Origin of the sequence: Micromonospora radicis, assembly GCF_003583405.1 — a bacterium.
GTDB lineage: Bacteria > Actinomycetota > Actinomycetes > Mycobacteriales > Micromonosporaceae > Micromonospora > Micromonospora radicis.
Genome location: NZ_QXEC01000005.1, coordinates 184117 through 198506 on the forward strand (window position 1 = coordinate 184117; position 14390 = coordinate 198506).

The 14390-nt window shown below is 72.4% G+C and carries 12 protein-coding genes; 9 read left to right on the plus strand and 3 right to left on the minus strand.

The features are described from left to right. Positions 1–128 precede the first annotated feature (128 nt). From D2L64_RS07925 to D2L64_RS07935, 3 genes are all read left to right on the plus strand, one after another. On the plus strand, positions 129–5591 hold the full coding sequence (locus D2L64_RS07925) for an ATP-binding protein (RefSeq protein WP_119574056.1): 5463 nt from the start codon (positions 129–131) through the stop codon (positions 5589–5591). 117 nt (positions 5592–5708) lie between these two features. Continuing rightward, on the plus strand, positions 5709–6269 hold the full coding sequence (locus D2L64_RS07930) for a GNAT family N-acetyltransferase (protein WP_119574057.1): 561 nt from the start codon (positions 5709–5711) through the stop codon (positions 6267–6269). A 209-nt stretch (positions 6270–6478) separates the two neighbouring features. Next, a protein-coding gene (locus tag D2L64_RS07935) for an IS5 family transposase (RefSeq protein ID WP_119574135.1) occupies positions 6479–7344 on the plus strand; the annotation gives its coding sequence in 2 pieces (ribosomal slippage) (positions 6479–6818 and positions 6818–7344; 867 coding nt in all). 133 nt (positions 7345–7477) lie between these two features. Here the strand turns inward: D2L64_RS07935 and D2L64_RS07940 are convergent. Then, positions 7478–7744, minus strand: a complete 267-nt coding sequence (locus D2L64_RS07940) for a metal-sensitive transcriptional regulator (protein WP_119574058.1) — start codon at positions 7742–7744, stop codon at positions 7478–7480. 140 nt (positions 7745–7884) lie between these two features. Between D2L64_RS07940 and D2L64_RS07945 the strand changes: the two genes are divergently transcribed. The 6 genes from D2L64_RS07945 to D2L64_RS07970 all read left to right on the plus strand — a co-directional run bounded on the left by D2L64_RS07945 (position 7885) and on the right by D2L64_RS07970 (position 12853). Next, positions 7885–8475 (plus strand): rhodanese-like domain-containing protein, encoded by a 591-nt coding sequence (locus D2L64_RS07945; RefSeq protein ID WP_119574059.1) that lies wholly within the window; start codon positions 7885–7887, stop codon positions 8473–8475. After that, positions 8472–10214: a SulP family inorganic anion transporter gene (locus tag D2L64_RS07950; protein ID WP_119574060.1), complete on the plus strand. Its 1743-nt coding sequence runs from the start codon at positions 8472–8474 to the stop codon at positions 10212–10214. The genes D2L64_RS07945 and D2L64_RS07950 overlap by 4 nt, the downstream gene beginning before the upstream one ends. Further along, complete coding sequence (locus D2L64_RS27845) at positions 10211–10639, plus strand: carbonic anhydrase (protein WP_233558839.1); 429 nt, start codon at positions 10211–10213, stop codon at positions 10637–10639. The genes D2L64_RS07950 and D2L64_RS27845 overlap by 4 nt, the downstream gene beginning before the upstream one ends. Before the next feature lie 102 nt (positions 10640–10741). Beyond that, on the plus strand, positions 10742–12124 hold the full coding sequence (locus tag D2L64_RS07960; RefSeq protein ID WP_119574136.1) for a rhodanese-like domain-containing protein: 1383 nt from the start codon (positions 10742–10744) through the stop codon (positions 12122–12124). Between the two features lie 113 nt (positions 12125–12237). After that, on the plus strand, positions 12238–12405 hold the full coding sequence (locus tag D2L64_RS07965; protein ID WP_233558852.1) for a DUF952 domain-containing protein: 168 nt from the start codon (positions 12238–12240) through the stop codon (positions 12403–12405). A 97-nt stretch (positions 12406–12502) separates the two neighbouring features. After that, complete coding sequence (locus D2L64_RS07970) at positions 12503–12853, plus strand: UBP-type zinc finger domain-containing protein (RefSeq protein WP_119574061.1); 351 nt, start codon at positions 12503–12505, stop codon at positions 12851–12853. Between the two features lie 47 nt (positions 12854–12900). On the opposite strand, the gene D2L64_RS07975 is transcribed toward D2L64_RS07970, so the two are convergent. Further along, positions 12901–13434 (minus strand): hypothetical protein, encoded by a 534-nt coding sequence (locus D2L64_RS07975; protein WP_147376210.1) that lies wholly within the window; start codon positions 13432–13434, stop codon positions 12901–12903. A 60-nt stretch (positions 13435–13494) separates the two neighbouring features. Continuing rightward, positions 13495–14241, minus strand: a complete 747-nt coding sequence (locus D2L64_RS07980; protein ID WP_119574063.1) for an MIP/aquaporin family protein — start codon at positions 14239–14241, stop codon at positions 13495–13497. Positions 14242–14390: the final 149 nt, after the last annotated feature.

Below are 14390 nucleotides of genomic sequence, written 5' to 3' on the forward strand. Positions count from 1 at the left end.
CTTCGGCGGTTACGACATGGCGCGGCCGGCCGGCAGGCAGAAAGGTGTTCAGTGCCGAGGGCTGTCGCCCCACGGCAACGTTGCTCCAGGGCAGCGCTCGTCACAGGTCTACCGGAGGGGTCGCTCGGGTGTTCAGCCGTATCGCCATCGTCAACCGTGGTGAGGCCGCGATGCGGCTCATTCACGCGGCCCGAGAACTGGCTGCGCAGACCGGGACGCGGATCGAGACCGTCGCGCTGTACACCGACGTCGACCGCAACGCCACCTTCGTCCGGGAGGCGGACGTCGCCTACGACCTCGGTCCCGCCTCCGCGCGCCCGTACCTCAACCTGGCCACGCTGGAACGCGCGCTGGTGGCGACCCGAGCTGATGCGGCCTGGGTCGGCTGGGGCTTCGTCGCCGAGGATCCGGCCTTCGCGGAGCTGTGCGAGAAGATCGGGGTCACCTTCATCGGGCCGAGCCCGGACGCCATGCGGCAGCTGGGCGACAAGATCGGCGCCAAGTTGATCGCCGAGGAGGTCGGCGTACCGGTCGCACCCTGGAGCCGGGGCGCGGTCGAGAACCTGGCCGCCGCGAAGACGGCCGCGGCCGAGATCGGCTACCCGCTGATGCTGAAGGCGACCGCGGGTGGCGGCGGACGCGGCATCCGCGTGATCACCAACGAGGCGGAACTCGCCGACGCGTACGAACGCACCAGCCAGGAGGCGGCGCGGGCGTTCGGCAGCGGCATCGTGTTCCTGGAGCGCCTGGTCACCGGCGCCCGCCACGTCGAGGTCCAGGTGATCGCGGACGGCCAGGGCACCGCCTGGGCCCTCGGGGTACGGGACTGTTCGGTGCAGCGGCGCAACCAGAAGATCATCGAGGAGTCCGCCTCGCCGGTGCTCAGCGCGGCGCAGGCCGCCGAGCTCAAGACCTCCGCCGAGCGGCTCGCGGTCGCCGTCGGCTACCGTGGCGCGGCGACCGTCGAGTTCCTCTACCACCCGGGCGACCGGCTGTTCGCCTTCCTGGAGGTCAACACCCGCCTGCAGGTCGAGCACCCGATCACCGAGTCGACCACCGGTTTCGACCTGGTCAAGGCCCAGTTGTGGGTCGCCGCGGGCGGCCGGCTGGAGGGTGCGCCGCCGGTGGAGCGCGGGCATGCCATCGAGGCCCGGCTGAACGCGGAGGATCCCGACCGCGACTTCGCACCGGCCCCGGGCCGGATCGCCCGGCTGGACCTGCCCGCCGGGCCCGGCATCCGGGTGGACACCGGCGTCAGCGAGGGCGACACCATCCCCGCCGACTTCGACTCGATGATCGCGAAGATCATCGCGTACGGCCGGGACCGGGACGAGGCGCTCGGCCGGCTGCGCCGGGCGATGGCCGAGACCACCGTGATCATCGACGGCGGCGCCACGAACAAGAGCTTCGTGCTCGACCTGCTCGACCAGCCCGAGGTGATCGAGGCGACCGCCGACACCGGGTGGATCGACCGGGTCCGGGGTGCCGGCGGACTCGTCGGACACCGGCACTCCGCGGTGGCGCTGGCCGCCGCCGCCATCGAGGCGTACGAGGAGGAGGAGCGCGTCGAGCGGCAGCGGCTGCTGGGTACCGCGGCCGGCGGACGTCCCCAGGTGCAGCACGCCAGCGGCCGTCCGCTGGATCTCAAGCTGCGCGGCGTCGCCTACCGCACCCGGGTGGCCCGCACCGGCGCGCACCGGTTCCGGGTCGGCATCGAGGCCGGTGGCGAGATCAGCACCGCCGACGTGGAACTCGACCGGTTCGACCGGCACACCGGTCAGATCGTCGTCAACAGCGCCCGGTACCGCCTGCTCACCGGCACCCACGGCGCGGTCCACCTGGTCGAGGTCGACGGCGTGACGCACCGGATCAGCCGGGACGAGGGCGGCGTCGTCCGCGCGCCCATGCCCGCCCTGGTCGTCGCCACGCCGCTGGAGGTCGGGGCCGAGGTCGAGCCGGGCACCCCGGTGCTGGTCCTGGAGGCGATGAAGATGGAGACGGTGCTCCGGGCACCGTTCCGGGCCCGGTTGAAGGAGTGCGCCGTCTCGGTGGGCAGCCAGGTCGAGGCCGGCGCGCCGCTGCTGCGCCTGGAGCCGGTCGCCGACGGCGACGCCGAGGCCGTCGACGACCCGGCCGGGCCGGGCATCGAGCTCGACCTGCCGGCCGCGCCCCGGGAGGTCCCCACCGGGCAGCGCATCCGACGGGGCCAGGAGGATCTGCGGGGCCTGCTGCTCGGCTTCGACGTCGACCCGCACGACGACCGGCGGGTGCTCGACGACTACCTCGCCGCACGGCGGGTCGCCATCGAGGAGGGGCAACGGCCGCTGGCCGAGGAGATCGACCTCGTCGACGTCTTCGCCGACCTCGCCGAGCTGAGCCGCAACCGACCCACCGGTGAGGACGGCGGCGGCGCACACGTGCACAGTGACCGCGAGTACTTCCACACCTACCTGCAGAGCCTCGACGTCGAGCGGGCCGCGCTGCCGGCCAGCTTCCAGGCGAAGCTGGGCCGGGCTCTCGCGCACTACGGCGTCACCGAACTCGACCGCTCGCCCGAGCTGGAAGCCGCCGTCTTCCGGATCTTCCTGGCCCAGCAACGCGCCGCCGCCGAGGCCACGGTCATCGCCACCCTGCTGCGCGCCTGGCTGCGTGAACTGCCGCCCGAGGAGGCGTTGCGGGAGCCGGCTGGTCTCGCCCTGGAACGGCTGCTGGCCGCCACCCAGGTCCGTTTCCCGGTGGTCGCCGACCTCGCCCGGGGGGTGGTCTTCGCCTGGTTCGCCCAGCCGCTGCTGCGCCGCAACCGGGCCCGCGTCTACGCCGAGGTACGCAAGCACCTGCGGTACCTGGACGCCCAGCCGGACGCGCCGGACCGCGCCGAGCGGGTCGCGGCGATGGTCCGCAGCACCGAGCCGCTGGTCCGGCTGCTCGGCCAGCGGCTGCTGCGTGACTACCTCGACAACACGGTCATGTTGGAGGTGCTGACCCGGCGCTACTACGGCAACAAGCAGCTTCGGGCGGTCACCACCCGGCAGGTCGCCGACTGTTCCTTCGTGGTCGCCGACCGCGCGGACTCCAGTCTGGTCTCGGCCGCGGTGGGCTTCGACGCCCTGGCCGGCGCGCTGCGCGGGCTCGCCGAGCTGGCCGCCACCGAGGAAGCCGTCGACGCCGACATCTACCTCGCCTGGGAGAACCAGCCGGAGGACTTCGACGCGATGGCGGCGGCGCTACTCGCCGTGGTCAACGCGCAGCCGCTGCCGCCGCAGCTGCGCCGGCTCACCACCACCGTCGCGGGCAGCGGCGGAGCGGTGATGCACCACCACTTCACGTTCCGTCCGGCCGACACCGGGATGGCCGAGGAGCGGCTGATCCGCGGCCTGCACCCGTACATCGCCCAGCGGATGCAGTTGGAGCGCCTGCACAAGTTCGACCTGACCCGGCTGCCCTCGTCCGACGAGGAGGTCTACCTCTTCCGGTGCGTGGCCCGGGAGAACCCGTCCGACGAACGGCTCGTCGCGTTCGCCCAGGTACGTGACCTGACCGAGCTGCGCGAGCAGGACGGCCGACTGGTCGCGCTGCCGACCACCGAGGACACCATCGCCGCCTGCCTCGACTCGCTGCGCCGCGCCCAGTCCCAGCGCTCGTCGAAGACCCGCTTCAACACCAACCGGATCGTGATCTACGTCTGGCCGCCGAGCGGCCTGACCCGGCAGGAGATGGCGAATCTCGCGGCGCGGGTGCGGCCGACGACCGCGGGCGCGGGGCTGGAGGAGATCCTGTTCATCGCGCGCCAGCGCGACCGGGCCACCGGCGAACTGACCAAGATCGGCGTACGGATCTCCTTCGACGCCACCGGCGGCGCCGAGCTGACCATCGGTGCCCCGCCGGTGGATCCGATCGAGCCGCTGGACGACTACCGGCTGAAGGTGCTGCGGGCGAGCAGCCGCAACACGGTCTACCCGTACGAACTGACCCGGCTGCTCGGCGACTTCGCCGAGTACGACCTCGACGACACGCACACGCTGGTGCCGGTCGACCGGCCGAAGGGGCGCAACAGCGCGGCGATCGTCGCCGGTGTGGTCAGCACCCCGACCGTCCGGCACCCGGCGGGCGTCACCCGGGTCGTGCTGCTCGGCGACCCGACGAAGGCGCTCGGCGCGCTGTCGGAACCGGAGTGCCGCCGGGTGATCGCCGCGCTGGACCTGGCCGAGCGGATGCGGGTGCCGCTGGAGTGGTACGCGCTCTCCGCCGGTGCCCGGATCTCCATGACCTCGGGTACCGAGAACATGGACTGGGTCGCCGCGGCGCTCAAGCGGATCGTCGAGTTCACCCAGGACGGTGGCGAGATCAACATCGTGGTCGCGGGCATCAACGTCGGCGCACAGCCGTACTGGAACGCCGAGGCGACCATGCTCATGCACACCAAGGGCATCCTGGTGATGACGCCGGACTCGGCGATGGTGCTCACCGGCAAGCAGTCGCTCGACTTCTCCGGTGGGGTCTCCGCCGAGGACAACTTCGGCATCGGTGGCTACGACCGGGTGATGGGGCCCAACGGTCAGGCGCAGTACTGGGCGCCGGACCTGGCGGGCGCGCGGGACGTACTGATGGCGCACTACGACCACGCGTACGTCGCGCCGGGCGAGAGCGCACCCCGGCCGACCACCACCACCGATCCCACCGACCGCGACATCTCCGACTTCCCGCACACGGTGGCCGGCAGCGACTTCACCACCGTCGGCGAGATCTTCTCCGCGCACGCCAACCCGGACCGCAAGAAGCCGTTCGACATCCGGACGGTGATGCGGGCCCTGTCCGACCAGGACCACCCGGTGCTGGAGCGCTGGGCGGGCATGGCCGACGCGGAGACCGCCGTGGTGCAGGACGTACACCTCGGTGGCATGCCGGTTTGCCTGCTCGGCATCGAGTCCCGGTCGGTGCCGCGGCACGGCTTCCCGCCCACCGACGGCCCGGACACCTACACCGCGGGCACGCTGTTCCCCCGCTCGTCGAAGAAGGCCGCGCGGGCGATCAACGCGGCCAGCGGCAACCGTCCGCTGGTGGTGCTGGCCAACCTCTCCGGCTTCGACGGCTCACCGGAGTCGATGCGCAAGCTGCAGCTGGAGTACGGCGCCGAGATCGGTCGGGCGATCGTGAACTTCCGCGGGCCCATCGTCTTCTGCGTGATCTCCCGCTACCACGGCGGCGCCTTCGTGGTCTTCTCCAAGGCGTTGAACCCGAACATGACCGTGCTGGCGTTGGAGGGCTCGTACGCCTCGGTGCTCGGCGGCGCGCCCGCCGCGGCGGTGGTGTTCTCCCGCGACGTCGACGCCCGTGCCGCCGCCGATCCGCGGGTCCGGGATCTGGAGTCCCGGGTGGCCGCCGCCACCGGCGCCGACCGGGCCGCGTTGACCGCCGAACTCGACGAACTCCGCTCGTCGGTACGGGCGGAGAAGCTCGGCGAGGTGGCCGCCGAGTTCGACCGGGTGCACAACATCCACCGCGCGGTCGAGGTCGGCTCGGTCGACGCGGTGATCCGCGCCGCCGAACTGCGGCCCCGCGTCATCGAGGCCATCGGGGCGCACCTGCGGTAGACCGACCAAGCGGATCCTGGTTCGGAAGCGCCCCGCCCGGAGGGCGCTTCCGAACGGCGATCCGGCGAAGCCGGACGGGACCGCGCGAGCGTCCGGGCACCGTTAAAGTACGACGCTGTGCAGTCGACTGAGGTCCGGGTGGCCACCCCGGCGGATCGTCCGCAGGTCGTCGCCGGCCTGGTCGCCGCGTTCGTCGGGGATCCGGTGTTGCGGCATCTCTTCCCCGACCCGGCCGACTATCCGCGGTTCGCCGCCGCCTTCTTCGGTCACCTCTTCGACCGGCGGGTCGGACTGGGCACGGTCTGGACGATCGGGCCGGGCGCCTCGACCGCCATGTGGCAACCGCCGACGACCGAAGGCCACGCCGACGACGACCTGCGCGCCGCGCTCCCGGCCGACGCCCTCGCCCGCATGCGGGCGTACGACGAGGCGGTGCACGACGCGCTGCCGACCGAACCGTACTGGTACCTCGGCGTGCTGGGTACGCGTCCGGACCGCGCCGGACGGCGGTTCGGTCGGACGGTCATGAGCATCGGGCTGGGCCGGGCCGCCGCCGAGGGACTGCCCGCCGTGCTGGAGACCAGCAATCCGGCCAACGTCGAGTTCTACCGCCGCGCCGGCTGGCAGGTCGTGCACACCGTGGACGACCCGCTGCCGATCTGGGTACTGCGGCAGTGACCCGCCGGACGGCGGATGATCGACGGTGGCGTCGTGGCTGGCAGCCCGGGAGAGGGTTACCTCCAGAGCGCTGATTTCATGGTGAAATAAAAATTTCAGGGTGAAATCACGCCTACCCGCGGGTCTGTCTCCGGCCAGCCGAACTGCGTCGTCGGCTAGGGCGTGTCCTGCCGATCTTGTAGTGGTTGATCGTTGACGATGTGTTGGTGGTGCGTCGTGGTGAGTTGACCGATGATGCGTGGGCGGTGATCGCGCCGCTGCTTCCCGAGGCGGGTGGTTCGCGGGGGCGTTGGCGGGATCACCGTCAGGTCATCAACGGGATCTTGTGGAAGCTGCGTACGGGTGCGCCGTGGCGTGACCTGCCGGAACGCTTCGGGCCGTGGAAGACCTGTCATGAGCGGCTGCGCCGCTGGACCGCCGACGGAACCTGGGATCGGATCCTCGCGGCGGCGCAGGTGCATGACGATGGCACACCGGTGCAGTGGACGATCAGCATCGACTCGTCGATCGTGCGGGCGCACCAGCATGCCGCTGGCGCCCGCAAAAAAGGGGCTCCCCGACAAGTGCGGCGACGCCTGGTGCGCAAGATGGCGAGGCCATCGGCCGGTCCCGTGGAGGGCTGAGCACGAAGATTCACCTCGCCGTCGACGGTCGTGGCCGGCCGTTGTCGATCCTGCTCACCCCGGGTCAGGCCGGTGACAACCCCCAACTCCTGGCGCTGCTGGACGCGATCCGCGTCAACGAGCCGGGACCGGGCCGGCCCCGCAAGCGTCCCGACGTACTGATCGCGGACAAGGGCTACGCCCACGACTCCACCAGACGCGCCCTGCGATCGCGCGGCATCCGGCACGTCATCCCGGAACGCTCCGACCAGGTCGCCCGCCGGGCCGCCAAGGGCAGCACCGGCGGCAGACCACCCGCCTTCGACCGAGCGATCTACAAGAAGCGCAACGTCGTGGAACGCTGCTTCAACCGGCTCAAGCAGTGGCGTGACCTGGCCACCCGCTACGCCAAACGCGCATCTCTCTATCGCGCAAGCCTCGTCCTGATCGCCGCCATCATCTGGCTTCCATGATCGGCAGGACAGACCCTAGAGCCTGGGTCGAAGTCGGTCACCGCCACGCACAGTTCGCGGCGACGTGGACGGTGGCTTCGCATGACGCACAACGACTTCTCGCCCCTGCTCGCAGCCGACTTCGACACACGGCCTAGGCCAGCGACAGGAACAGCTTCTCCATCTGGTCGAGGTTGGCCTTCTGGTCCTCGCCGGGCTCGGCGGTGACGCACTGCTGCAGGCCACTCGCAATGATCTTGAATCCGGCCCGGTCCAGCGCCCGCGACACCGCCGCGAGCTGGGTGACCACCTCGGCGCAGTCCCGGCCGTCCTCGATCATGCCGATGACGCCCCGGATCTGCCCTTCCGCGCGGCGAAGTCGCTTGATCACGTCGCCGACCGCGTTCTCGTCGACCTGCATCTCTCCCCCTCTGCCCGGCCGACTCCAAGAGTACACCCGGGGGTATCCGACCAGGGGTTTGCGGTTGCACGGACCGATGGCGCATACTCGGGAGCCAGATACCCCCCGGGGTATATCCCGCCTACCCAGGAGAGTGGCCCGTGACCGCGAGGAACACCGCACCCGCCATCGACGTCGTCGACGCCCGCGCGTTGATCGCCAACAATCCGGACACCCTGATCGTCGACGTGCGTACGCCCGGCGAGTTCGAGACCGCCCACGTACCCGGCTCGATCAACCTGCCGCTGGACCAGGTCGACACCCACCTGGGCCGGATCGTCGAGGACGCCGGGGGCCGGATGCTGCTGATGTGCCAGTCCGGCGGCCGGGCCACCCAGGCCTGCACCAGGCTGGCCGCCGCCGGGCTCACCGGCGCCACTGTGATCAACGGCGGGATGAACGCCTGGATCGCCGCGGGCGGTCCGGTCGAGCGAGGTCGGCAGCGGTGGGGCCTGGAGCGTCAGGTCCGGCTGGTGGCCGGGGGGATCGTCCTGCTGTCGATCGTGATCAGCAGCTGGCTGCCGGAGGCCCGGTTCGTGGCCGGCTTCATCGGGGCCGGGCTGACCTTCGCGGCGCTGACCAACACCTGCGCGATGGGCATGCTGCTGGCCCGGCTGCCCTACAACCGGGGCTCGGGCGGTGACGTCGACGCCGCCCTCGCCCGACTGAACGCCCCGGGGCGGAGGGCATGAACACGGCCCACCCCCGGCGGGACCGCACCGGGCTGGCTCGGGTGGTACCGCTGGTGGGGTGGCTTCGCCACTACGACCGGATCACCCTGCGCCACGACCTGATCGCCGGCCTGACCGTGGCCGTCATGCTGGTGCCGCAGAGCATGGCGTACGCCGCGCTGGCCGGCATGCCACCGGTCACCGGCCTGTACGCCGCGATCGTGCCGCTCGTTGCCTACGCGCTGCTGGGCAGCTCCGGCACGCTCGCCGTCGGTCCGGTGGCGATCACCGCACTGATGACCGGCGCGGCGCTGGCTCCCCTGGCCGGCGGCGACCCGGCCCGGTACGCGGCCCTGGCCGGCCTGCTCGCCCTGCTGGTCGGCGGGATCCAGGCACTGCTGGGCGTGCTGCGCCTCGGCGCGCTGGTCAACTTCATGTCCCACTCGGTGCTGTCCGGGTTCACCTCGGCCGCCGCCATCGTGATCGCCGCCAGCCAGGTCAAGGAGCTGTTCGGGCTGCGCAGCGGGCGCGCGGAGACCTTTCCGGCGATCGTCGCGGCGGTGTGGGGTTCGGCGAGCACCGCGCACGGCCTGACCGTCCTGGTCTCGCTGGTCAGCATCGCCGCCCTGGTACTGCTGCGCCGGTACGTGCCGAAGCTGCCCGGCGCGTTGCTGGTGGTGGCCGCCGTCACCACGGCCAGCGCCGCGCTGTCCTTCGGTGAGCGGGGCGTACGGATCCTCGCCGACGTGCCCGCCGGGCTGCCGGCACCGGCCCTGCCCGCCCTGTCCGGGTCGGATGTGGTCGCGCTGCTGCCGGCAGCGGTGGCCATCGCGCTGGTGGCCTACCTGGAGGGCATCGCGGTGGCCAAGGCGCTGGCGGCGAAGTCCCGGCAACCGGTCGACGCCGACCAGGAGCTGGTGGCGGTGGGCGCGGCGAACCTGTCGGCCGGGCTGTTCCAGGCGTTTCCGGTGGCCGGCGGCTTCTCCCGCAGCGCCGTCAACTTCTCCGCCGGTGCCCGTACCCCGGTGGCCACCCTGGTGACCGCGGCGGTGGTGGCGGCGACCGCGCTGGTGCTGACTCCGGCGTTCCACCACCTACCCAGGGCCGTGCTGGCCGCGATCGTGGTGGTCGCCGTGCTCGGCCTGGTCGACCGTGGGGCCGCGGTCACCGCGTGGCGGGTACGCCGCTCCGACGGCCTGGCCTTGGCGCTGACGTTCCTGGTCACCCTGGTGCTCGGGGTCGAACCCGGACTCACCGCCGGAGTGGCGTTCAGCCTCGCGGTCTTCGTGTGGCGCTCGGCCCGGCCGCACACCGCGGAACTCGGCCAGGTGCCGGGCAGCACCACGTACCGCAACGTGCACCGGTACGACGGCCTGATCACCAATCCGCGGGTAGCGATCATCCGGGTGGACGGCCCACTCTACTTCGCCAACGCCGAACTCCTCGCCGACCGGCTGCTCACCCTGGTCGACCGGCGCACCGGCCTGGCGGAGATCGTGCTGGACGCCAGCGCGATCAGCGACGTCGACGCCGACGGCGCGCACACCCTGGCGGAGCTGCGCGAGCGCGCCGCCGCGCGGGGCGTGGTGCTGCGGCTGGCCACCGTCCGGGGTCCGGTACGCGACCTGCTCGACCGGGCCGGCGTCTGGTCGGCCTTCCGCGACGCGGGGCAGGTCCACCCCGACATCTCCGCCGCGCTGGCCGGCGGTGGGAGCCCGGCGGCCGGTCGGCCGCCAGCCACGGCGCAGGAGGTGTGGTGACCGGCCCGGAGCGGTTCGCCACGATGGTGACCTGTATCGACGGGCGCATCCAGCGCCCGCTGGACGAGTGGGTGCGCCAACGTCTCGGCGTCGAGTACCTGGACACCATCACCGAGCCGGGGCCGGAGTCGATGTTGGCCACCACCGACGAACGGCAGCTCGGGGTGCTCCTGGCGAAGGTGGCGGTCTCCCGGCGGGCCCACGGCAGCGCCACGCTGGTCATCGCCGGCCACGCCGACTGCGCCGGCAACCCGGTGTCCGCCGACGAACACCGCGATCAACTGCGCCGGAGCCTTCTCCGGCTCACCGGGCGGTTGCCGGGCACCCGGATCCTCGCCGTGCACGCGGCGCGGTGCGGTGAGCGGTGCTGGGCACCCGAGCTGGTCGCCGAGACACCCGGAGGCCCTGCCGTCACGCACGACTGAGCAGGGCCCTCCCCGGGAGACCGACTGGCCGTTCGGATACCCCCCGGGGTATGTTCGAGAAGCGTCCGATCGATTGACATCGCCGTAGAGGAGCTGATGGAGATGCTGTTCACCCAGTACTACCTGGACTGCCTGTCCCAGGCGTCGTACCTGATCGCCGACGAGGGCACGAAACGTGCCGTACTGGTCGACCCGCGTCGGGACATCGACGAGTACCTGGCCGATGCCCAGGCCCGTGGGCTGACCATCGTTGGCGTGATCAACACCCACTTCCACGCCGACTTCCTCGCCGGGCACCTCGAGGTGGCCGCCGCCACCGGCGCCTGGATCGGCTACGGCCACCGCGCCGAGACCGAGTACCCGATCCGCCAGCTTCGGGACGGGGAACGGATCAGCCTCGGCGACGTGCGCCTGGAGATCATGGAGACTCCCGGCCACACCCCCGAGTCGATCAGCGTCCTCGTCTACGAACACGCCGACGACCCGGTGCCGTACGGGGTGTTGACCGGCGACGCGCTCTTCATCGGCGACGTCGGCCGACCCGACCTGCTCGCCTCGCTCGGCGTGACCGCCGACGAGCTCGGCCGGATGCTCTACGACAGCGTCCAACGCAAGCTGATGGCGCTGCCCGACGAGGTACGCGTCTTCCCGGCCCACGGCGCCGGTTCGGCCTGCGGCAAGAACCTGTCCACCGAACGGCAGTCCACCATCGGCGAGCAGCGTCGCGTCAACTACGCCTGTGCCCCGATGCGCGAGGAGCAGTTCCTCGCCCTGGTCACCGGCGGGCAGCCGGCCGCGCCCGGCTACTTCGCCTTCGACGCCGTACTCAACCGCAAGGCCCGCGCCCTGTTCGACCCGGCCCGGGCGGCCCGGCCGCTCACCGCCGCCGAGTTCACCCAGGCCCGCGCCGCGGGCGCGGTGGTGATCGACGCCCGCGACCCGCAGGAGTTCGCCGCGGGACACCTGCGTGCGGCGATCAACATCCCGGCCGACGGCCGGTTCGCCGAGACCGCCGGCAGCGTCGTGGCGCCGGACCGCGAGGTGCTGGTGGTCGCGCCGCAGGACCGCGAGGAGGAGATCACCGTACGTCTCGCCCGGATCGGCTTCGACCGGGTCGTCGGCTACCTGCGGGCACCCGAGACGGCCTTCCTGGAGATGGCCGGCGAACTGACCCGGGCCAGCCGGGTCACCGCCACCGGGTTGCGGGCCGCGCTGGCCTCGACCCGACCGCCGCTGGTGCTCGACGTACGCAACGCCGGGGAGCGGGAACAGGGTGCCGTCGAGGGGTCGACGCACATCCCGCTCGCCGAGCTGACCCGGCGGCTGCCCGAGGTGCCGGCCGATCGGCCGGTCGTCGTGCACTGCGCCGGTGGCTACCGCTCCTCCGTCGCGGCCAGCCTGCTGCGCGGCAGCGGCGTACCGGACGTCTCCGACCTGCTCGGCGGCTACGGCGCCTGGCAGGCACTGCACCCGGCCGAGGTCTGAGCACCGGGCCGTGGGGTGGTCGTCGCACGACGGCCACCCCACGGGCGGATACCGGCGCCGACGGCGGATCGGGCACTGGCAGCATGGCGGCGTGCTGATCTACAAAGATCCTGCTGCCGGACGAGTGGGCCGAGTTCCAGGCCGCCGGGCGGTTCACCGGCTCGCCGTTCGACCAGGACAGCGGGTTCGTCCACTGCTCGTCGCGGGTCCGACGGCGCTGGAGGACGAACTTCCCCCGACCCGACCGTGACCGGACGGGACCGCCGGCCACCGCCGACTGACCCACCCGCGCCGGCTGGAACCCGGCGGCCGAGCGAACCAGTACGCTCGGCACGACGTACCGCCCACCCGAGCGCAGCTGATCGGAGGACCAGCCCCATGGACGGCATCGACCCCGCCGTACCGCCCAGCGGCACCGGCTGCGCCGACTGCACGGCGGCAGATCCACAAGGCTGGTGGTTCCACCTGCGCCGGTGCGCCCGGTGCGGCCAGATCGGCTGCTGTGACTCCTCACCCAACCAGCACGCCAGCGCGCACGCGGCGGCCACCGGACACCGGTTCGCGCGCAGCTTCGAACCGGGCGAGGAATGGTTCTGGGACTACGTCGAGCAGACGTTGTACGAACAGGGTCCGGCGCTGGCCGCCCCCACCCACCGACCGCGCGGACAGGGCGCACCAGGGCCTGCCGACCGGGTACCGCCAGACTGGCGACGGCACCTGCACCGGTAGCGGCGGGCGCCCTGACCGAGCCCACCCCACCTGGTCGTCGACACCGGTCAGGCGGGTCGAGCCGGAACAGGGTGACGTCGGCGCAGCAACCTCACCACGGCCGTCGGCAGCACCTGCAACACGACGACGAGCAACACCGCCAGCGTGGCGACCTGGCCCGCCGACAGCCCCTGCAACGCGAGCACGAGCCCGGCGGCCCCAGCGGTGACCAACGCGTGCAGCCCGACCCGCAGGGCGACCCGAGCGGCCCCCGGATCCGTCTCGGCGTCGGCCCCCACGTCGCGGGACCGCAACGTCGTCACCGCGGCGACGACCGCGATCAGGGCCGCCACCTGCGCGGCCCAGATCATGACGGTGCCGGCGCTGGCCGCGTCGGTCACCGCCGGCACGGTGAGGGTCGTGGCCACGAACACGAGGACGGTCGGCACCCAGGTGAAGACGAAGGCCGCCGGGCCCGCGACCGCGGCCCGGCGGCGCCGGCTGGGCTGCGGCTGGACCTGTTGCCCGAGGTCGGCGAGCACGTCGGCGGAGGCCCACACCAGACTTCGGGGCGGGCCGGTGTCGGACGTCGATGGCGACATGTGGGTCAGGGTAGAGGGCGAGCGCCCGGGTCATGACGCTACGCAGGCCCGCCGGCACACTCAGTGGCGGACGGTGCCCTGGGCGGCGCGGCGGCTGGTCCGGCTGCCGCCGGAGCCCCGCAGCAGCTGCGCCACGACGACCGCCACCGGCACCGCGAGCAGCGGCCCGAGCAGGTACGCCCACCAGGCCCGGGGCTGCCCGTACACCAGGGCCGGACCGAGCGAGCGGGCGATGTTCATCGACGCTCCGGTCAGCGGTGACGCCCAGAGCCCGGCCAGGGCCAGGTACCCGCCGACGGCGATGGCCGCCAGCGGCCCGACGTTCTGTGCGCCCGAGGCGGTGCCCAGGATGGCGCTGAGCAGTCCGACGGTGAGGATCAACTCCCAGACCAGGGCGAGTGAGGTGCCGATGCCCGGCCCCGGCACGGTGAGGCCGGCGGTGCCGTGCCCGCCCAGCAGGCCGGCGAGCAGGCCGCCCGCCGCCACTGCCCCGGCGAACTGGGCGGCCAGGTAGCCGGGCACCCGTCGCCAGGGGAAGTCGCGTCGTAGCGCGAAGGCGATGGTGACCGACGGGTTCAGGTGGGCGCCGGAGATGGCCCCCATGAACAGGATGATCGAGGCCAACATCAGCCCGGGTGCGAGCACCGTCGCGGTCCGGCTCACCGCCTCCTCGCCGATGCGCTGGTTCACCACGCCGGGCCCGACCGAGGCGAGCACCAGCAGGAACGTGCCGAACAGCTCACCGAAGGCCCGCCGCCACCAGACCGGGTCCGCGCCGTCGAGAATCTCGTCGCCGCGGGCAGTCATGCCCTCACCGTACGACGCCGACCAGTCACCCCGGCGACGTTGGCCGCGGTTCCGCCCCGGCGGCCCGGCTCGCCTCGTGGCGGTCAGGACCCTCGCACGCGCAGACCTTGACACGAAGCGCCCCCCGGGGAGGCGGTTCCGTACCGAGA